Annotated in this window: 15 protein-coding genes and 1 riboswitch; of the genes, 13 read left to right on the forward strand and 2 right to left on the reverse strand. The window is 32.5% G+C overall.

Annotated features, from left to right (window positions below):
• The first annotated feature begins 12 nt into the window (after positions 1–12).
• The 13 genes from flgK to J5J03_RS06365 all read left to right on the forward strand — a co-directional run bounded on the left by flgK (position 13) and on the right by J5J03_RS06365 (position 12624).
• Positions 13–1659: a flagellar hook-associated protein FlgK gene (gene flgK / locus J5J03_RS06305; RefSeq protein ID WP_208587478.1), complete on the forward strand. Its 1647-nt coding sequence runs from the start codon at positions 13–15 to the stop codon at positions 1657–1659.
• Between the two features lie 9 nt (positions 1660–1668).
• Positions 1669–2565, forward strand: a complete 897-nt coding sequence (flgL, locus tag J5J03_RS06310) for a flagellar hook-associated protein FlgL (RefSeq protein WP_208587480.1) — start codon at positions 1669–1671, stop codon at positions 2563–2565.
• 59 nt (positions 2566–2624) lie between these two features.
• A complete protein-coding gene (locus J5J03_RS06315; protein ID WP_208587483.1) occupies positions 2625–3215 on the forward strand; it encodes a DUF6470 family protein in 591 nt (196 codons plus the stop codon).
• Positions 3216–3227: 12 nt separating this feature from the next.
• Positions 3228–3674: a flagellar assembly protein FliW gene (fliW, locus tag J5J03_RS06320; protein ID WP_208587486.1), complete on the forward strand. Its 447-nt coding sequence runs from the start codon at positions 3228–3230 to the stop codon at positions 3672–3674.
• A 1-nt stretch (position 3675) separates the two neighbouring features.
• Positions 3676–3906: a carbon storage regulator CsrA gene (csrA, locus tag J5J03_RS06325; protein ID WP_208587495.1), complete on the forward strand. Its 231-nt coding sequence runs from the start codon at positions 3676–3678 to the stop codon at positions 3904–3906.
• A gap of 127 nt (positions 3907–4033) precedes the next feature.
• Positions 4034–4867: a flagellin N-terminal helical domain-containing protein gene (locus J5J03_RS06330; RefSeq protein ID WP_208587497.1), complete on the forward strand. Its 834-nt coding sequence runs from the start codon at positions 4034–4036 to the stop codon at positions 4865–4867.
• Positions 4868–4990: 123 nt separating this feature from the next.
• Positions 4991–5596, forward strand: a complete 606-nt coding sequence (locus J5J03_RS06335) for a hypothetical protein (protein ID WP_208587499.1) — start codon at positions 4991–4993, stop codon at positions 5594–5596.
• Entirely contained in the window at positions 5586–7403 is a 1818-nt protein-coding gene (locus J5J03_RS06340) for a motility associated factor glycosyltransferase family protein (RefSeq protein WP_208587501.1), read from the forward strand. Before J5J03_RS06335 ends, J5J03_RS06340 begins: the two co-directional genes overlap by 11 nt.
• 21 nt (positions 7404–7424) lie before the next feature.
• The gene (locus J5J03_RS06345) at positions 7425–8630 is read left to right on the forward strand and encodes a DUF4915 domain-containing protein (protein ID WP_208587503.1); all 1206 of its coding nucleotides are present in this window, start codon (positions 7425–7427) and stop codon (positions 8628–8630) included.
• Positions 8631–8666: 36 nt separating this feature from the next.
• Positions 8667–9713: an N-acetylneuraminate synthase family protein gene (locus J5J03_RS06350; protein WP_231710628.1), complete on the forward strand. Its 1047-nt coding sequence runs from the start codon at positions 8667–8669 to the stop codon at positions 9711–9713.
• Between the two features lie 18 nt (positions 9714–9731).
• On the forward strand, positions 9732–10865 hold the full coding sequence (gene neuC, locus J5J03_RS06355; RefSeq protein WP_208587513.1) for a UDP-N-acetylglucosamine 2-epimerase: 1134 nt from the start codon (positions 9732–9734) through the stop codon (positions 10863–10865).
• Positions 10866–10886: 21 nt separating this feature from the next.
• The gene (locus J5J03_RS06360; protein WP_208587515.1) at positions 10887–11600 is read left to right on the forward strand and encodes an acylneuraminate cytidylyltransferase family protein; all 714 of its coding nucleotides are present in this window, start codon (positions 10887–10889) and stop codon (positions 11598–11600) included.
• Between the two features lie 10 nt (positions 11601–11610).
• On the forward strand, positions 11611–12624 hold the full coding sequence (locus tag J5J03_RS06365) for a hypothetical protein (protein ID WP_208587517.1): 1014 nt from the start codon (positions 11611–11613) through the stop codon (positions 12622–12624).
• A gap of 614 nt (positions 12625–13238) precedes the next feature.
• Here the strand turns inward: J5J03_RS06365 and J5J03_RS06370 are convergent.
• Entirely contained in the window at positions 13239–14321 is a 1083-nt protein-coding gene (locus J5J03_RS06370; RefSeq protein WP_208587519.1) for a hypothetical protein, read from the reverse strand.
• Positions 14322–14335: 14 nt separating this feature from the next.
• Positions 14336–15091, reverse strand: a complete 756-nt coding sequence (locus J5J03_RS06375; RefSeq protein ID WP_208587521.1) for a hypothetical protein — start codon at positions 15089–15091, stop codon at positions 14336–14338.
• A gap of 166 nt (positions 15092–15257) precedes the next feature.
• A riboswitch (cyclic di-GMP riboswitch) is annotated at positions 15258–15332 on the forward strand.
• Positions 15333–15360: the final 28 nt, after the last annotated feature.

The following is a 15360-nucleotide window of genomic DNA, read 5'->3' on the forward strand; positions in this document are numbered from 1 at the left end:
GGAGGAACAAAAATGTCATCAACTTTTAATGGATTAGAAGTAGCAAAACGAGCACTTCATACGCAACAGTCAGCATTATATACAACTGGACATAATATCGCCAACGCCAATACAGAAGGCTATACAAGGCAACGAGTGAATATGACACAAACAGGTGCCTATCCTGCACCAGGAAGAAATAGACCAGAAATACCTGGACAAATTGGGAGTGGTGTTGAAGCAGGGTCTATTCAAAGAATTAGAGATAGTTTTGTAGACAAGCAGTTTAGACAAGAAAATAATAAGGTGGGTTACTATGAATCAAAGGCTGACATGATGAGTCAAATGGAAGCGATCATGAATGAACCAACGGATGAAGGTCTAGCTAATACCATGAATAAATTCTGGGAATCATTACAGGACTTATCAGTGAACCCAGATGATGCCGGTGCAAGATCTGTTGTGCGTCAACGTGGAATAGCAGTAACGGAAGCTTTCCAATATGCACATAATTCTCTGCAAGATGTTCGGAATAATTTAAAAAAAGAAATTGATGTAGATAATTCAGAGGTTAATTCTCTAATTGATCAAATTAATGGTGTTAATAGGCAAATATCTGAGATTGAACCACACGGACATGTACCTAATGATTTATATGACGAAAGAGATCGGTTAATTGATGACTTGTCTGAATATGTTGATATAACAGTAGACTATAGGGAAAGTACCGGTCAACCAAGTTCGATCGCAGAGGGTATCGCAACAATTACGTTAAATGCAGATGCTGATGACGTAGATGGTGGTGAAACGATCACTTTGGTAGACGGTAGTGTAGATGTTGAACTAGGTAGTGATGAAGCAGTTAACCATATCTACGTTGGGTTTGATGACAATAACAATGCTCAACAGTTCTTTTTCGCATCACCTGATCGCGACAGAGAAACGGAAGATGTAGTGAATGATTTAATGGATGGTACTATAACTGCTGACAGACAGATTGCTGCACATTCCTATGATGTACAAGGAAAATTAAAAGCATTGATGGAAGGAGCAGGATATGTTACCGATGAACTGGATGACGACGGTAATCCGATCGTTGCTGGTGAGTTTAACAATATGCTCGCAGACTTGGATGAAATGGTTGAAAACTTAGTAAACGAATTTAATGCTGTCCATCAACAAGGATTTACTTTAAATGGCGAGGATGGTTTTGATTTCTTTGATCCGAATGGTGTGTCAGCAGCAACAATGGCGGTTCACGATGATATTCTTGATGATAAAGATAATATTGCTGCAAGTAATTCAGCTGATGGAGTCGCTGGTAATGGTGAAAATGCGATAGATTTAGCTGACGTTTATACAAAACGAGCAGAAGAATATGATACTAATGATTTCGAACCAACTTTAGGTGATAAAACATCTTTAAAAAGCTTCTTTGAATCTACAATTGGTGAAATGGGTGTTATAGCAGAAGAAGCAAATAGAATGAGTAGTAATTCAAGTATCCTAAGAAATCAAGTAGAAGAAAACCGTCAATCCATTAGTTCTGTATCGCTAGATGAAGAAATGTCGAATTTGATTCAATTTCAGCATGCTTATAACGCTGCTGCTCGAAATATGACTGCAGTCGACGAAATGTTAGATAGAATTATTAACAATATGGGATTAGTAGGGAGGTAAGTAAAATAAATGAGAGTAACTCAAGGAATGTTAAGTGGGAATATGCTTCGTAACTTAAGTAATAGTTACAACAGTCTTGGGAAATATATGGATCAATTATCTACAGGGAAAAAGATTAACCGCCCTTCAGATGATCCGGTTGTCGCAATGAAAGGTATGGATTATCGATCACAAGTGAAACAAGTAGAGCAATTTGAACGGAATATTGGTGAAGTTCATAACTGGATGGATAATACTGACTCTGCTTTAGATAAAAATCAAAAAGCTTTAGAACGGTTACGTGAACTAGCAGTGCAAGCAAGTAACGGAACATATGAAGAAGGTCAACGTAGCAATATTGCTTCTGAAGTTGATGAATTAAAAGAACATATATTGGAAATAGCAAATACGAAAGTAAATAACAAATATATTTTTAGTGGGACTAAAACAGATGGTGACGGTGGAGATAAACCTTATACAGTAGATGAGAACGGAAATTTTAATTTTGAAGGAAACCAAGAAACAGTTAACATTGAAGTTTCCTCAGGTTCAAAAATAACGGTTAATATGCAACCAGATGAGGTGTTTACGGAAGAATTATTTAATGACCTAACTGATTTTGCGGATGCACTTCGTCAAGGTGATGATGATGAAGCAATTGGAGAGTATATTGGCAAATTAGATACGCATATCAATAACAACGTCGATGCCAGAGCTGACTTGGGAGCGCGCCAAAATCGAATAGATTTAATTGAAAATCGTGTGCAAGAGCAAGCTGTAACAGCTAAGGATATGATGTCCAAAAACGAAGACGCTGATATGGAAGAAGTTATTATGAATCTAACTTCACAAGAAGCAATTCACCGAGCAGCATTAAGTGCTGGTTCCCGAGTTATTCAACCAACATTATTAGATTTCCTACGTTAACTATAAAGCCTTGCCTTTGAGAAAAGGTGAGGCTTTTTATCAAAAGGAGGGAATAATATATGAAATTACCCCAAATACGAATACAATCACAAAACGCTCTATTAGGAATACAAACAAAGAACGCACAGTTAACGATAGAATCCGGACCAGCAAAACAAACGATACAACAACCTCATGCTGACATTCAAATTAAAACTACACCTGGCAAGCTAACAATCGACCAATCAAAAGCACTTGCAGATGTTGGTATTATACCTACAGAACAATCAGTAAAACAACATGCTAATGAGGCAATGAAAACTGCAGTAGAAGGGTCAAAGAAAAGACGTCGACAAGGTGATATGTTAATGAAGATCGAAGCTGGTGGAGAGCCTTTAGCAGAAATCGCAAAACAAAATGGTCATAAACCGATAAAGGACTTCAATATCGGCTGGATACCATCTGGTGACGGCGTGAAGTTTGACTATGAGCCAGCGAAAGTAGAAATAAATAATAGAGCGAATAAACCCATCATAAATGCAGAACCGACAGAAAATGAATTCTATTATCAACGTGGTGATGTCGAAACATATATAGAACAAAAAAATTGGATCGACATTGATTTTGTAGATGTAAAATATGTTGGCAATAATTTTGAAATGGAAATATAGAAGGGTGAAATTATGCAAATAGAAACGAAATATTTTGGTGAGATAGATGTAAAAGACGAAGCGATTATCCATTTTCCGCAAGGTATTCCAGGATTTATAGATGAAAAGAACTTTGTATTATTAAGCTTTGAGGAAAGCGGTTTGTTTCAAGTACTTCAATCAACGAATGGAATCGACCCAGCGTTTGTTGTAGTAGACCCATTTCTTTTTGTGAAAGATTATCAGTTTGAATTAGATGATCCAACATTAGAACAATTAAAAATCAAAAAAGAAAAAGATGTCTTGGTTTTAGCAATTATTACAGTTAAAGAACCTTTAACAACAAGTACTGCCAATTTACATGCTCCTGTTGTAATTAATCAAACAACTAAACTAGCTAAGCAGTATATTACCAAAAATCAAACTTACACAACTAAAGAATCAATATTTAAAGCAACCTCGAAGGAAGAGGTGGAGTAGTATGTTAGTGCTGACACGAAAAGTCAATGAAGCCATCCAAATTGGTGATGAGATTGAAGTGAAAGTGATAGCAGTCGATGGTGATCAAATCAAGTTGGGAATAAATGCCCCAAAAAATGTCGAGGTGCATAGAAAGGAAATTTATCAAGCGATTCAAGAAGAAAATAGCCAAGCGGCAAACCTATCAGAAAACTTATTAGATTTAATTAAAAAAAATAATAAAAAATATTAAACATCTAATAAAATTGACCGATAGTATTAATAGGAACTAATTAAGGTGATTGGCGGCCGCTCTCACCAATTAGTATACAACCACAAGGATGTGGAAATTTTACAATTCTCAAGGAGGAACTATACTTATGATTATCAACAATAATATTCCAGCGATGAATACTCATCGTCAACTAGGAATCAACCAAGGAAACATGCAATCTTCAATGGAGAAATTATCTTCTGGTTTACGTATTAACCGTGCTGGAGATGACGCTGCTGGTCTTTCTATTTCAGAAAAAATGCGTTCTCAAATCCGTGGTTTAGATCAAGCAAGCCGTAACTCTCAAGACGGTATTTCAATGATTCAAACTGCAGAAGGTGCACTTGACGAAACACACTCAATCCTTCAACGTATGCGTGAATTGGCTGTACAATCTTCTAATGATACTAACGTTGACCAAGATCGTGAAGCACTACAAAATGAGTTTGATGAATTAGGAAAAGAATTAGGAAGAATTAAAGACAACACTCAGTTTAACAAGCAAAATCTATTAGATGGTTCTACAGGTCAGTCTGGTACAGTAAGTATTCAAGTTGGTGCAAACGAAGGTGAATTAACTAATATTGATTTCACAACTTCTGGTGTAGATTTAACTTCAGTAGTTTCTGGAGCACAAGGAGAAGATATTTCAACATTCTCTGGTGCACAATCTGCAGTTACAGAAATTGAAAATCAAATCAAAACGGTTTCTGAAGGTCGTTCATATCTAGGTGCGATGCAAAACCGTCTTGAGCACACTATCGCTAACTTAGATAACTCATCTGAAAACTTATCTGCTGCTGAATCTCGTATTCGTGACGTAGATATGGCGAAAGAAATGATGGAGATGACTAAATCTAACATTCTTTCTCAAGCATCACAATCAATGCTAGCTCAAGCAAATCAACAACCGCAATCAGTGTTACAATTATTAGGTTAATACTTATTTTTAGAAAAAGGGTTCCGGATAATATTTCCGGAACTTTTTTTGTGTGTTAGGTTGAAAAAAAACAGAATTTGTCGATATTAATAGTATTAGCAATTATTTTGTTGGAGGATAAATATGATACTAACATTAAATAAGAATGAAAAAGTAGTAGAAAAAGATATTGAAGTTTACTCTAATGTAAAAGAACATATTAATGCTTTTCTGGATGAAAAATATATATTTAGTCACTTAGTAATAGATGGACATGAAGTATATACGGATTACGAAGAATTTATCGATAAACATATAGAAAATATAGAACATATTGAAATTGTTGCAAAAACAAAAACAGAATTTATTAATGAAACTCTTTTGACAGCAGAAAGTTATTTGAACAGTGCATTACCTGAACTTAAAGTTGTTGTCGATGATTTTTACCAAAAGCCATCTTCAGAAAGTTGGGATCAATTCATCCATTTTACAGAGGGATTAAAATGGATTAGTGATATGATGCAGAGTATTGATCCTCTCAGGGAACGTCCTAGTAACTGGGAAAAATATGTTTCAATTTATCATGAGTTAGAAAATATAGTTCGTGCACTAGCAGAAACACTTGGAAGTCAAGATGAAATATTACTAGCAGATATTATTAATTATGAGGTTATTCCAACTTACGAAAGGTTAAAGGAGCTTGTTACTGACACTATTGATTCAGAAGGATGTAGGCAAAATGTTAATTAATAACAGAGATTTTTTAAGAACAAAGGATCGAGACTTGCTTAATGAATTAACTAATGTATTATCTACAGACTTAGATATGATTACAATTGAAAATTCTAAAAAAGATCTTCCAACACTAAAGATAAAACAAAATTCAACACATAGATATATTCATAGTAAGTATGATCCAGAATCTGAAGCAAGGCGTGTAGTTGATGCATTTCATTTGGAAGATGGAAAAAAACATGTAATATTATTTGGTTTTGGTTTGGGTTATCATTATGAAGTATTAAAGGAAAGGTATCTAAATATTAGTTTCACTATCTATGAACCAGATATTAATATACTAATGGTTATGTTAAATACAAGATCTTTAAGTGAAATCTTTAAGAAAGATTCGACAAATATTATTATTAAAAAACGATTGGACGAACAAATTAATCAGTTACAAGGAGTTTATCATAAAGATATACAGGTTTTTGCTTTGCCTTTCTATGAAAAATTCTATCAGCAAGAATTAAATGAATTGTACCAATTACTTGTATCCAATCTAAAAAATAAAAAGAATCAATTAGTGACCAATATTTCATTTCAAAAAAGGTGGACATTTAATGTAATTAAAAATCTTCCGAAAATAATTAATACACCAAATATTTTAAAAGATGTAGATGAACATCAATTCAAAAAAAGAACTGCCGTAATAGTATCTGCTGGGCCAAGTTTAGATGATGAATATAACAATTTACATTATATAAAAGAAAATGGATTAGCTTATATTTTTTCCGTTGGATCTGCTATAAATGCGTTGTTAGAAAAAAATATATATCCTGATGCTATTTTATCCTATGATCCAAAAAAAGGTAATCAAAAAGTTTTAAAAAAATTAAAAGATAGTCAGGTTTCTAGCATCCCTTTAATATTTGGTACAACAGTCGGTTATGAAACTTTAGCTAACTACCCAGGCCCAACAATGCATATGGTCATCAATCAAGATACTGTTACTGAAACTTTAATAAGTGAAAATCTTGAAGTATTAAAAGATGCTTCTTCAATTGCTGTAGTAACTTATCAGTTACTTAGTTTGTTAGGATTTGAGAAGGTTATACTAGTTGGACAAGACTTAGCAGTAAATAAGGGAAAAGGATATGCTTCAGGTATAGAATATAGGGAAAATATGGAGTTTTCTGACTTGATATCTGTTAAAGGTGTTAGCAATAATAGTGTTTTAACTAATGAGTCTTTTAATTCAATGAGAGAGCAATTAGAAGCATATATAAAAGCAACTAAAGAGATTAAGGTAATTAATACTAGTAAATATGGTGCGAATATTGAAGGCACAACCTTCATTCCGCTTGAAGAAGTGATTACAAACTATTTAGATGAATCAAATATAGTTTCGAATAATTGGTGGGAAATAAGCAATAGCTATAATCTATCGAAAGTTAAAGAGAATATACGCGAAATCGAAAGTGCCAGAAAAGTTTTTAACAGCTATCACTTAGAGTTAGAGAATATAATTGAAAACATTAATAAAAACAAAGGAAATCTTACTTCTGTTAAATTAGAGAAAAAATTAAAGAAATTTGATAGTTTATTTAAGAAATTAAAAAGAAATCATTATTACAAAGCATTTCTTGCACCAGTTATACGTGTTCAAATTGAAAATTTAGCAGAAAAATCACAACATATCAAATTTGAACAAACTGTTTCTAAAAAAATTAATCAAATAAATGCATCATTTGGTGAATTCTTGAAGTTGATAAAAATTGAAGATTCTGAATTAAATAGACATTTAAAAGATAGTTTTGATCAATTACTAGATTTTTAATGGATGGAAAGGAAAAGTGTTATGCATGATATTTGGATTAAATGGCAAGACTTACAACATATATTAACCAAGCGAAAAGTTGTATTGTTTGGTGCAGGACTTGAATTAGTAGAGAATACGATTAAAAAATTGAAAATGGATCCATTATATGTAGTGGATAGTAGTCCTACAATGCAAAATACAAATTTATTTGGCTATTTATCAGTTATTTCTCCAGATGAAATACAGCAAATTAATGAAGAATTCATTATATTAATTACGACAACTTCATATGAGAGTGTTGCTAAACAGTTAGACGCAATGGGGTATGTAGGTGGAGACGATTATTACTGTTCTCCAGTATTATATCAATTAAAAATTGAAAATGATCTAAAACACAATAATCAAACTATTTTATTCTCATGTTCAGATGGTAATAGTCCAGAAACATTAAATAAAGGTGGTGGATTATATACCTATAATTTTGTAACGAACGAATTAACAAAACATTATGATGGCAGATGTAGACAAATATGTGAAACTGAAAATTATTATTATGTTGCAGATGCACTTGTAGGAATTGTAGTTTTCGATAAAAACCTTAAGCATATTAATACCATTGAAACCTTAGAGAGATCAAACGTTCATGGTTTAACTTATAATAAAGAAGATAAAAATTTATATATAGCGAACACTGGCCGTGACTCTATATCTGTCGTTGATGTTGAAACAGGAAGATTTATAGATGAAGTATTTATATCAAAAAAAGCTCTTAATATACCAGACAGACATCACATTAACGACCTATGTATAAAAAATGGCATGCTATATGTTTCTATGTTTTCTATAAGTGGATTATGGAAACAAGGTTGCTATGATGGTGGTGTTGCACAAATTGATCTCGAAACAATGGAAATATTAAATTACCCGATACAAGATTTGTGGATGCCTCATTCCATAAACTTTATTCAGAATGAAATTACAATAATTGATAGCATGAGTGGAAATGTATACCAAACAAATAATAAGAAATTAGTAAATATTAATGGTTTTGTAAGAGGGTTAGCTTTTGATGGAAAGTTCTATTATATAGGACAGAGTGAACACCGCCATATTGAAAGGTTACAGGATTTAACATCTAACATTCACATGAATTGTGGTATTCATATTTATGATAAGGAAAATAAAATGAGCCGTTTCTTTTCCTTTGATAATCTTTCCAATATCCATTCTGTTCAAATTTACTAGATAGATATTTATTACACTAGATGGGAGTGTTTTTCCTTGTCAACATACTTTACAATAGGTAACAGACATATTGGTAACGATTATCCACCTTTGGTTATTGCTGAGATAGGTATTAATCATGGGGGGAACTTATCTGTAGCAAAGGAAATGGTCGATGCAGCTTATAAAGCAGGTGCCGAAATTATTAAACATCAAACGCATGTCATTGATGATGAAATGACTGAGTCTGCGAAAAAAGTTATCCCTGGAAATGCTAAAGATTCCATTTATCATATAATGGAAAGAAGCGCACTGAATGAAAAAGACGAATTTGAGTTAAAACAATATGTAGAAGAGAAAGGTATGATATTTTTAAGTACACCTTTTTCTAGAGAGGCTGCTAATCGTTTGGAAAAAATGGACGTATTAGCATATAAGATTGGTTCAGGTGAATGTAATAATTATCCTTTAATAGAGCATGTTGCTTCTTTCAGAAAGCCGATGATTGTTTCTACTGGTATGAATACTATTATCAGTATTAAAAAAACAGTACAAATATTAGAAGAATATAAAGTACCATATGCCTTATTACATTGTACAAACCTTTATCCAACTCCTCCTGAATTAGTAAGGTTGGGAGGTTTTCAAGAATTACAAAAACAATTTCCTAATACTGTAATTGGGTTATCTGACCACACAGTTAATAACAATGCGGCCATAGCAGCTACTGCCTTAGGAGCATCAATATTAGAACGTCATTTTACAGATTCTTATGATCGCAATGGACCTGATATTGAATGTTCTATGGACCCGCAGGCTTTAAAATCACTAATTAAAGATAGTAAAGAAGTTGCTAGAATGCGTGGTGGAACAAAGGAACCCGCAAAAGAGGAAAAAGTAACAATGGATTTTGCCTTTTCTACAGTAGTAACAACAAAAAACATAAAAAAAGGTGATCGGTTTACTAAAGATAATGTGTGGGTAAAGAGACCAGGAATTGGAGAAATATATGCAGAAGATTATAATAATATTTTAGGGAAAATAGCAACACAAGATTTGAACAGCGGATATCATTTGAATTGGAATAATGTTTCATCCAAATGATAAATGGAGGAAAGTTTAATGAAAAAAATTCTGTTTATCACAGGTACTAGAGCAGACTATGGAAAAATGAAATCTTTATTAAGGCTATTACAAAATAATAAAAATTTTGAAGTTGAAATATTTGCTACTGGAATGCATGTGTTATCTCAGTACGGTTTAACGTGGAAAGAAATAGAGAAAGATAGATTTAGGAATATATACCAATATATCAATCAGCAACTGGGTACAGAAATGGATATCATCTTAAGTAATACTATTATGGGGTTAAGTAACTATGTAATAGAAAAAAAACCAGATCTTATTGTAGTTCATGGTGATAGGATTGAAGCCCTTTCTGGTGCAATTGTAGGAGCTCTTAATAACATTAGGGTAGCACATATTGAAGGTGGTGAAGTATCAGGAACAATAGATGAATCCATAAGGCACGCGATAACGAAATTTGCTCATATACATTTTGTATGTAATGAAGATGCCAAAAGAAGGGTAATACAACTTGGGGAAAAAGAGGAGTCAATTTTTACAATTGGTTCTCCAGATATTGATATTATGCTATCAGAAAACCTTCCTTCATACAATATAGTAAAGAACAGGTATGATATTTCTTTTGATAAACAAGATTATGCCATTTTTATGTATCATCCAGTTACGACAGAATATCATTTGTTAGAGAAAAATATAAAAGAGATTAAAGATGCTTTAGTTGAATCTGAGGAAAATTTTGTTATGATTTATCCTAATAATGATAAAGGTAGCGCCATTATTATAAATGAAATTGAAGCGTTAAAGGAAAATAATAATATTAAAATATATCCCTCAATAAGGTTTGAGTACTTTTTAACCTTATTAAAACATGCAAAGTACATCATCGGTAATTCCAGTTCAGGTATTAGAGAAGCTGAAGTATATGGTATACCAACGATTGATATTGGGAATCGTCAAATGAATCGATATAGTGAGCAACAAAAGAATATTATTCACACGATAGAAGATAGACACGAAATTTTAAAAGCAATCAATGAAGTCAATGCATTTGATCGCAGATATGCGCAAAGATTTGGCAAAGGTAATAGTGATGTAGAATTTTTAAAAGTATTAGAGGATAATAAAATATGGAATATAGAAATCCAAAAAAACTTTAATGATCTAAACTAATTATAAAAAAGGAATGAAAAGATGTATAAAGGAAATACATTCTTAGCAATTATACCTGCTAGGGCAGGTAGTAAAGGTATTCCCAATAAGAATATTAAACAAGTTTCTGGAAAACCTTTAATACAATATACGATAGATGAAGCGAAAAAATCAAAATATTTAGATAGGATCATTGTGTCAACTGATTCCAGTGAAATTGCTTCTATTTCAAGCGAATTAGGTGCAGAAATACCATTTCTGAGACCTAAGGAATATGCTACAGATAAAGCAAAAACCATCGATGTGCTATTACATACTATAAATAATTTTAAGCAAAAGAATAATCATTATGATTATGTTGTTCTACTTCAGCCAACACAACCTTTAAGGAAATTTTGGCACATTGATGATGCTATACAATTATTAATATCAAATAAGAAAAATAGTTTAGTCAGTATAAATGAAGTTAATGAACATCCGATTTTTATGCGTTCAATAGACGAGAATAATTTGCTAGTTCCCATTCTATTAGAAGATAGCACAGTCAGAAGGCAAGATTTAAAAAAATACTATAAAGTTAACGGTGCTGTATATATTAATAAGATAGATGATACATTGGGTTATGAAACAAGTTTAAACGATAATGAAGTAGGTTATATCATGGATCAGATTTATGACATTGATATTGACACTGAAGAAGATTTAATCAAATTCGAAGAAACGATAACAAAAATAAAAAATTATAATAACATGTAGGTTGTGTTGAATGGATGGTGTTGTAATGAACTATAAGTTTATCCATATTGGTATGCTTAAAACCGCTACTACATATATGCAAAATATTTGGTTGAAAGATCCTCACTATAACCTCGCGTGTCAAGGGAGTATGGACTTTTTATTAAATGCAAAACAAAATGTAGCGAAAAGAAAAATGAAAAACTCTATTAAATCAGAAATCCTTCCTGATAGACAAGATTACAATAATAAAGTATCTGTTATAAGTAATGAAGGATTCTCAACATCATACTTAAATGAGATTCCATTTCAAGAATTAATTCCTGATTTCATAAAATATACTAGTAAAAATCTAAACAATATTGTAAAGACAGATAATTTATTAATAACAATTAGAGAACCTGTTTCATGGATAAAATCCGTTTATATTCAAGCAGTTAAACAAGGATGGTCTGGATCAGCTCAAGAATTTGTGAATGAACAAGAAACATTCCTAATACATTCTCTTAATCTGAAGATGATTATTCAAAATTATCAAAAGAACTTTGGAAATATTTTAATACTTCCATTAGAATTTTTAAAAGAAAATGAAGTGTTATTCTGGCAAGTTATTGCTGATGCATTTAACGTTCCTGTTGTAGAAACAAGGATTGATAAAAAATTTAATACTTCACTAGATATAGAAAGGACTTATATACTTTCACAAATGAATAAGATGTCCAAGATATTGATAACTGCTTTGGCTAATAAACATCATTTCCAGAGTATAAAGGAAAAAAATAATTTAATTCACACACATCTTCAGAACGAAAAATGGATATATAGACGCTTTGTAGAAAATGCAACAGATCAGGAAGTTAGTGAGATGTATGAATTATTTAATATAAATAAGGTAGAATCAGCTTTTTTCAACTTTAAAATTTCTGATCGACTAAGACAATCAATTCAAAGTAACTATATTGATTTTTTAAGAGACAATACTATTCCACAAATTGCTGAAGAATATCAGAAAATATTTGATGATTACTTAAAATCTTATGAATAATATACTAATTTCATATAACAACCTGAGTTTTGACAATAAGAACTCAGGTTGCTACACCGAATTGATGATAAATGGACTACACCTATCTATAGTGAGAAAGAGCAAGGACACTAATTCTTATTAAATATTCTTTCTTCTATTCCCAGACTATTTTTTTCTAACCTTTCCTTTTTAAGGTCTTAGAAATAATTTTACAATTTAATACTAAAAATGTACGCACGCTTGTTGTAAAATGTTTATCTTTTAACCATCCTATTCAATATTCTCTTACCTTCAGGTGTTAAATAAACTTTATTATCTGAAAGTAATTGTCTAGCTAAATTCGCTGACATCGGTTTTGATTTTTTTGCCAATCGTTTTCCTCCTTTCTGTTACATATCCATATAATATGTACAAGTTAAACAATCTGTAAGAGAAAGATATACTAATATAAATGTGGATTTTGAACCTAATCTATTCATTAGAAAAACTCGGCATTCGCCTCGACTTTTAGCAAGTGCCGAAGTTTACTTATACTTTGAGAATTCAAAACTTTCACTTCGGTAGAGTTACTTCATCACTAATATCCTATGCTTTCCTAAACTGCTAAAAAGCAAGGGGCAATCCCCCCTTGCTTAAAGCCCGTTTATCACTTCGAAATCATACAAAAACTGCTCACTAATTCCAGAAAACGCATCATTTTTCAATTTTAGCTGATCTTCCAACTCCATCTCCATTAAATCTATCTTTTTTACCGAAGAAGTCTCAGTCATTTCAAAGACATACAAATCATTTCCCAACCAAGATGGGAAGATATACATACTTTCATCACTAACGTTAGGGATGTCATATGTTGTTTCTAACTCACCATCTTTGTTAAATTGATACAAGTTACCTTGTCCATCTAAGAAAAATAACTGATCATCTATCCAATGAATGCTATTGTAGACGGAATGGGGTAAATAGGTAGACATATTCTCATTGGAATTGAATGATAAAAAGTTATTTTCATTGACTTCACCAGTATCTTTCTCGATCACCAAGACTGAATATTCCTGCTCTATATCAACGATACAATAAATGTATTCTTCCGTAACGATCATATCAGTTAATGGGACAAGCTCGTCGGTTTGATAATCTAATGGTAAGAATGGATTGTCTACTGCGGTCTCATCCAACACAATTTCATGCAGTACCATGTGTTCATCTGTTTCTTTTTCTTCTAAAACATAGAGCGAATCTTCATAAATGCCTGCGGTTGTTATAAAATAGGGTAGATCTTGATACAGCATCGTGCCGTCATGTTGCCAATATAGCTGAGAATGATATGTTCCATTTTCATCATAACCACTGTTGTATAATTCAACCCGTTTATCATCCATATAATCAGCGAAAATCGCGGTATATTCTTTATGTTCTCGCGTTTCTTCACTGATATCTTCATCGATCAGATAACTGCGTGATACATCATTGACGATCACTGTATCGTTTTGATGATATATTTCTCCTAACTCCAAGCCTTCTGTTTCTAATACATTGGAAACATTACCGGATGAATCGATTGTATAGAGACTACCTTTTCCATTACTTTTATCTATAGAGGTGGAAAAATATAACAGACCGATTGATTCATGAATACTTTCATATTGTGTATTTCCACATGCGCCTATCAAAACAAGCAATACTAGTAAAATGATATAGTGTAGAAATTTTTTCATAGACTCTCCTAAGCTTATTGAATCGTGTTATACGTGACAGTATAGGAGCTATCTCGAATGTCTGTAGGATAGACACCGAATCCTTGATTTTTGTCTAAGTCAATATTTGCCTCTAACATATAAGCACTCCATACTAATTTTGAGCAATTTTTATCACCATATTTACTCGTATGGCGGTTTGTTGCAAAGTTATAAGAATAGGCATCAATCCCTACCCTTGAATTAGCCCAGTCAGCAGCTTGGTCTCGGTTCGCTTGCGATGACTGTACATACTGCATAACAGCATCTTTTTCGACGTTTCTGGCATTGTATTTAATTTTTCTAACACCTGTGTCAGGGATTGATTCTACGATATTAGTAGTGGTGTGATAGATTCCATTATGTCCGTGCTGGATACCTAATGTTGAGGAAGGAGTATAGAATAAGTCCCCTTTACTTCTGGCAGGTTCTAATTTATAGGCACCGGAACTTCCACCCATAACGGAAATGGAGGTATCTTTTTCAACATTTTCCTGTTTGATCGCTTGGTTTAGTTCATTTAAAGCTTGTTTGGCAATAACCATTTCTGGTTTTTGGGTTTCTTCTGCAGCTAAAGCAATAGCTTCTTTCACTTCTTCAGTAGTTATGCCAGGTTGCTTTTGGACAAGTTCTGCAACATAGTCATCATACTTTTCTTCTTTCGGGTGAAAATGAACACTAGCGGCAAGGGAAGGGGAGGTAACCAACATAACAACCACCAACAACGTAACAACAGAAACAAACTTCTTCATTTCATCCATTCCTCCAATCTATTATTTTACAAGTCTAGTGTAGCACCATACATTGTAAAAAGTGTTAATGTTCTATTAAAAATAATAGATATAATGTTAATTAAGTTTTAAAAAAATTTCAGTTTCCCCCCTGTTTTGATTAGATTCTTTCGTATAGGTAGTAGAAAAGGGAGAAAGGCAAAACTGTTGAAAAACAGTGACGCAAAGCTATAGGGGCTAATCATGTCAGCCAGCTGCCAAGAGTGAGAAAAAACAAGATGGAGGTGAGA

Source organism: Gracilibacillus suaedae (assembly GCF_017599345.1).
GTDB lineage: Bacteria > Bacillota > Bacilli > Bacillales > Amphibacillaceae > Gracilibacillus > Gracilibacillus suaedae.

Bases quoted from the DNA above. Each gene is read 5' to 3' on its own strand.
- flgK (WP_208587478.1), top strand. From the start codon at position 13: ATGTCATCAACTTTTAATGGATTAGAAGTAGCAAAACGAGCACTTCAT.
- flgL (WP_208587480.1), top strand. From the start codon at position 1,669: ATGAGAGTAACTCAAGGAATGTTAAGTGGGAATATGCTTCGTAACTTA.
- J5J03_RS06315 (WP_208587483.1), top strand. From the start codon at position 2,625: ATGAAATTACCCCAAATACGAATACAATCACAAAACGCTCTATTAGGA.
- fliW (WP_208587486.1), top strand. From the start codon at position 3,228: ATGCAAATAGAAACGAAATATTTTGGTGAGATAGATGTAAAAGACGAA.
- csrA (WP_208587495.1), top strand. From the start codon at position 3,676: ATGTTAGTGCTGACACGAAAAGTCAATGAAGCCATCCAAATTGGTGAT.
- J5J03_RS06330 (WP_208587497.1), top strand. From the start codon at position 4,034: ATGATTATCAACAATAATATTCCAGCGATGAATACTCATCGTCAACTA.
- J5J03_RS06335 (WP_208587499.1), top strand. From the start codon at position 4,991: ATGATACTAACATTAAATAAGAATGAAAAAGTAGTAGAAAAAGATATT.
- J5J03_RS06340 (WP_208587501.1), top strand. From the start codon at position 5,586: ATGTTAATTAATAACAGAGATTTTTTAAGAACAAAGGATCGAGACTTG.
- J5J03_RS06345 (WP_208587503.1), top strand. From the start codon at position 7,425: ATGCATGATATTTGGATTAAATGGCAAGACTTACAACATATATTAACC.
- neuC (WP_208587513.1), top strand. From the start codon at position 9,732: ATGAAAAAAATTCTGTTTATCACAGGTACTAGAGCAGACTATGGAAAA.
- J5J03_RS06360 (WP_208587515.1), top strand. From the start codon at position 10,887: ATGTATAAAGGAAATACATTCTTAGCAATTATACCTGCTAGGGCAGGT.
- J5J03_RS06365 (WP_208587517.1), top strand. From the start codon at position 11,611: ATGGATGGTGTTGTAATGAACTATAAGTTTATCCATATTGGTATGCTT.
- J5J03_RS06370 (WP_208587519.1), bottom strand. From the start codon at position 14,321: ATGAAAAAATTTCTACACTATATCATTTTACTAGTATTGCTTGTTTTG.
- J5J03_RS06375 (WP_208587521.1), bottom strand. From the start codon at position 15,091: ATGAAGAAGTTTGTTTCTGTTGTTACGTTGTTGGTGGTTGTTATGTTG.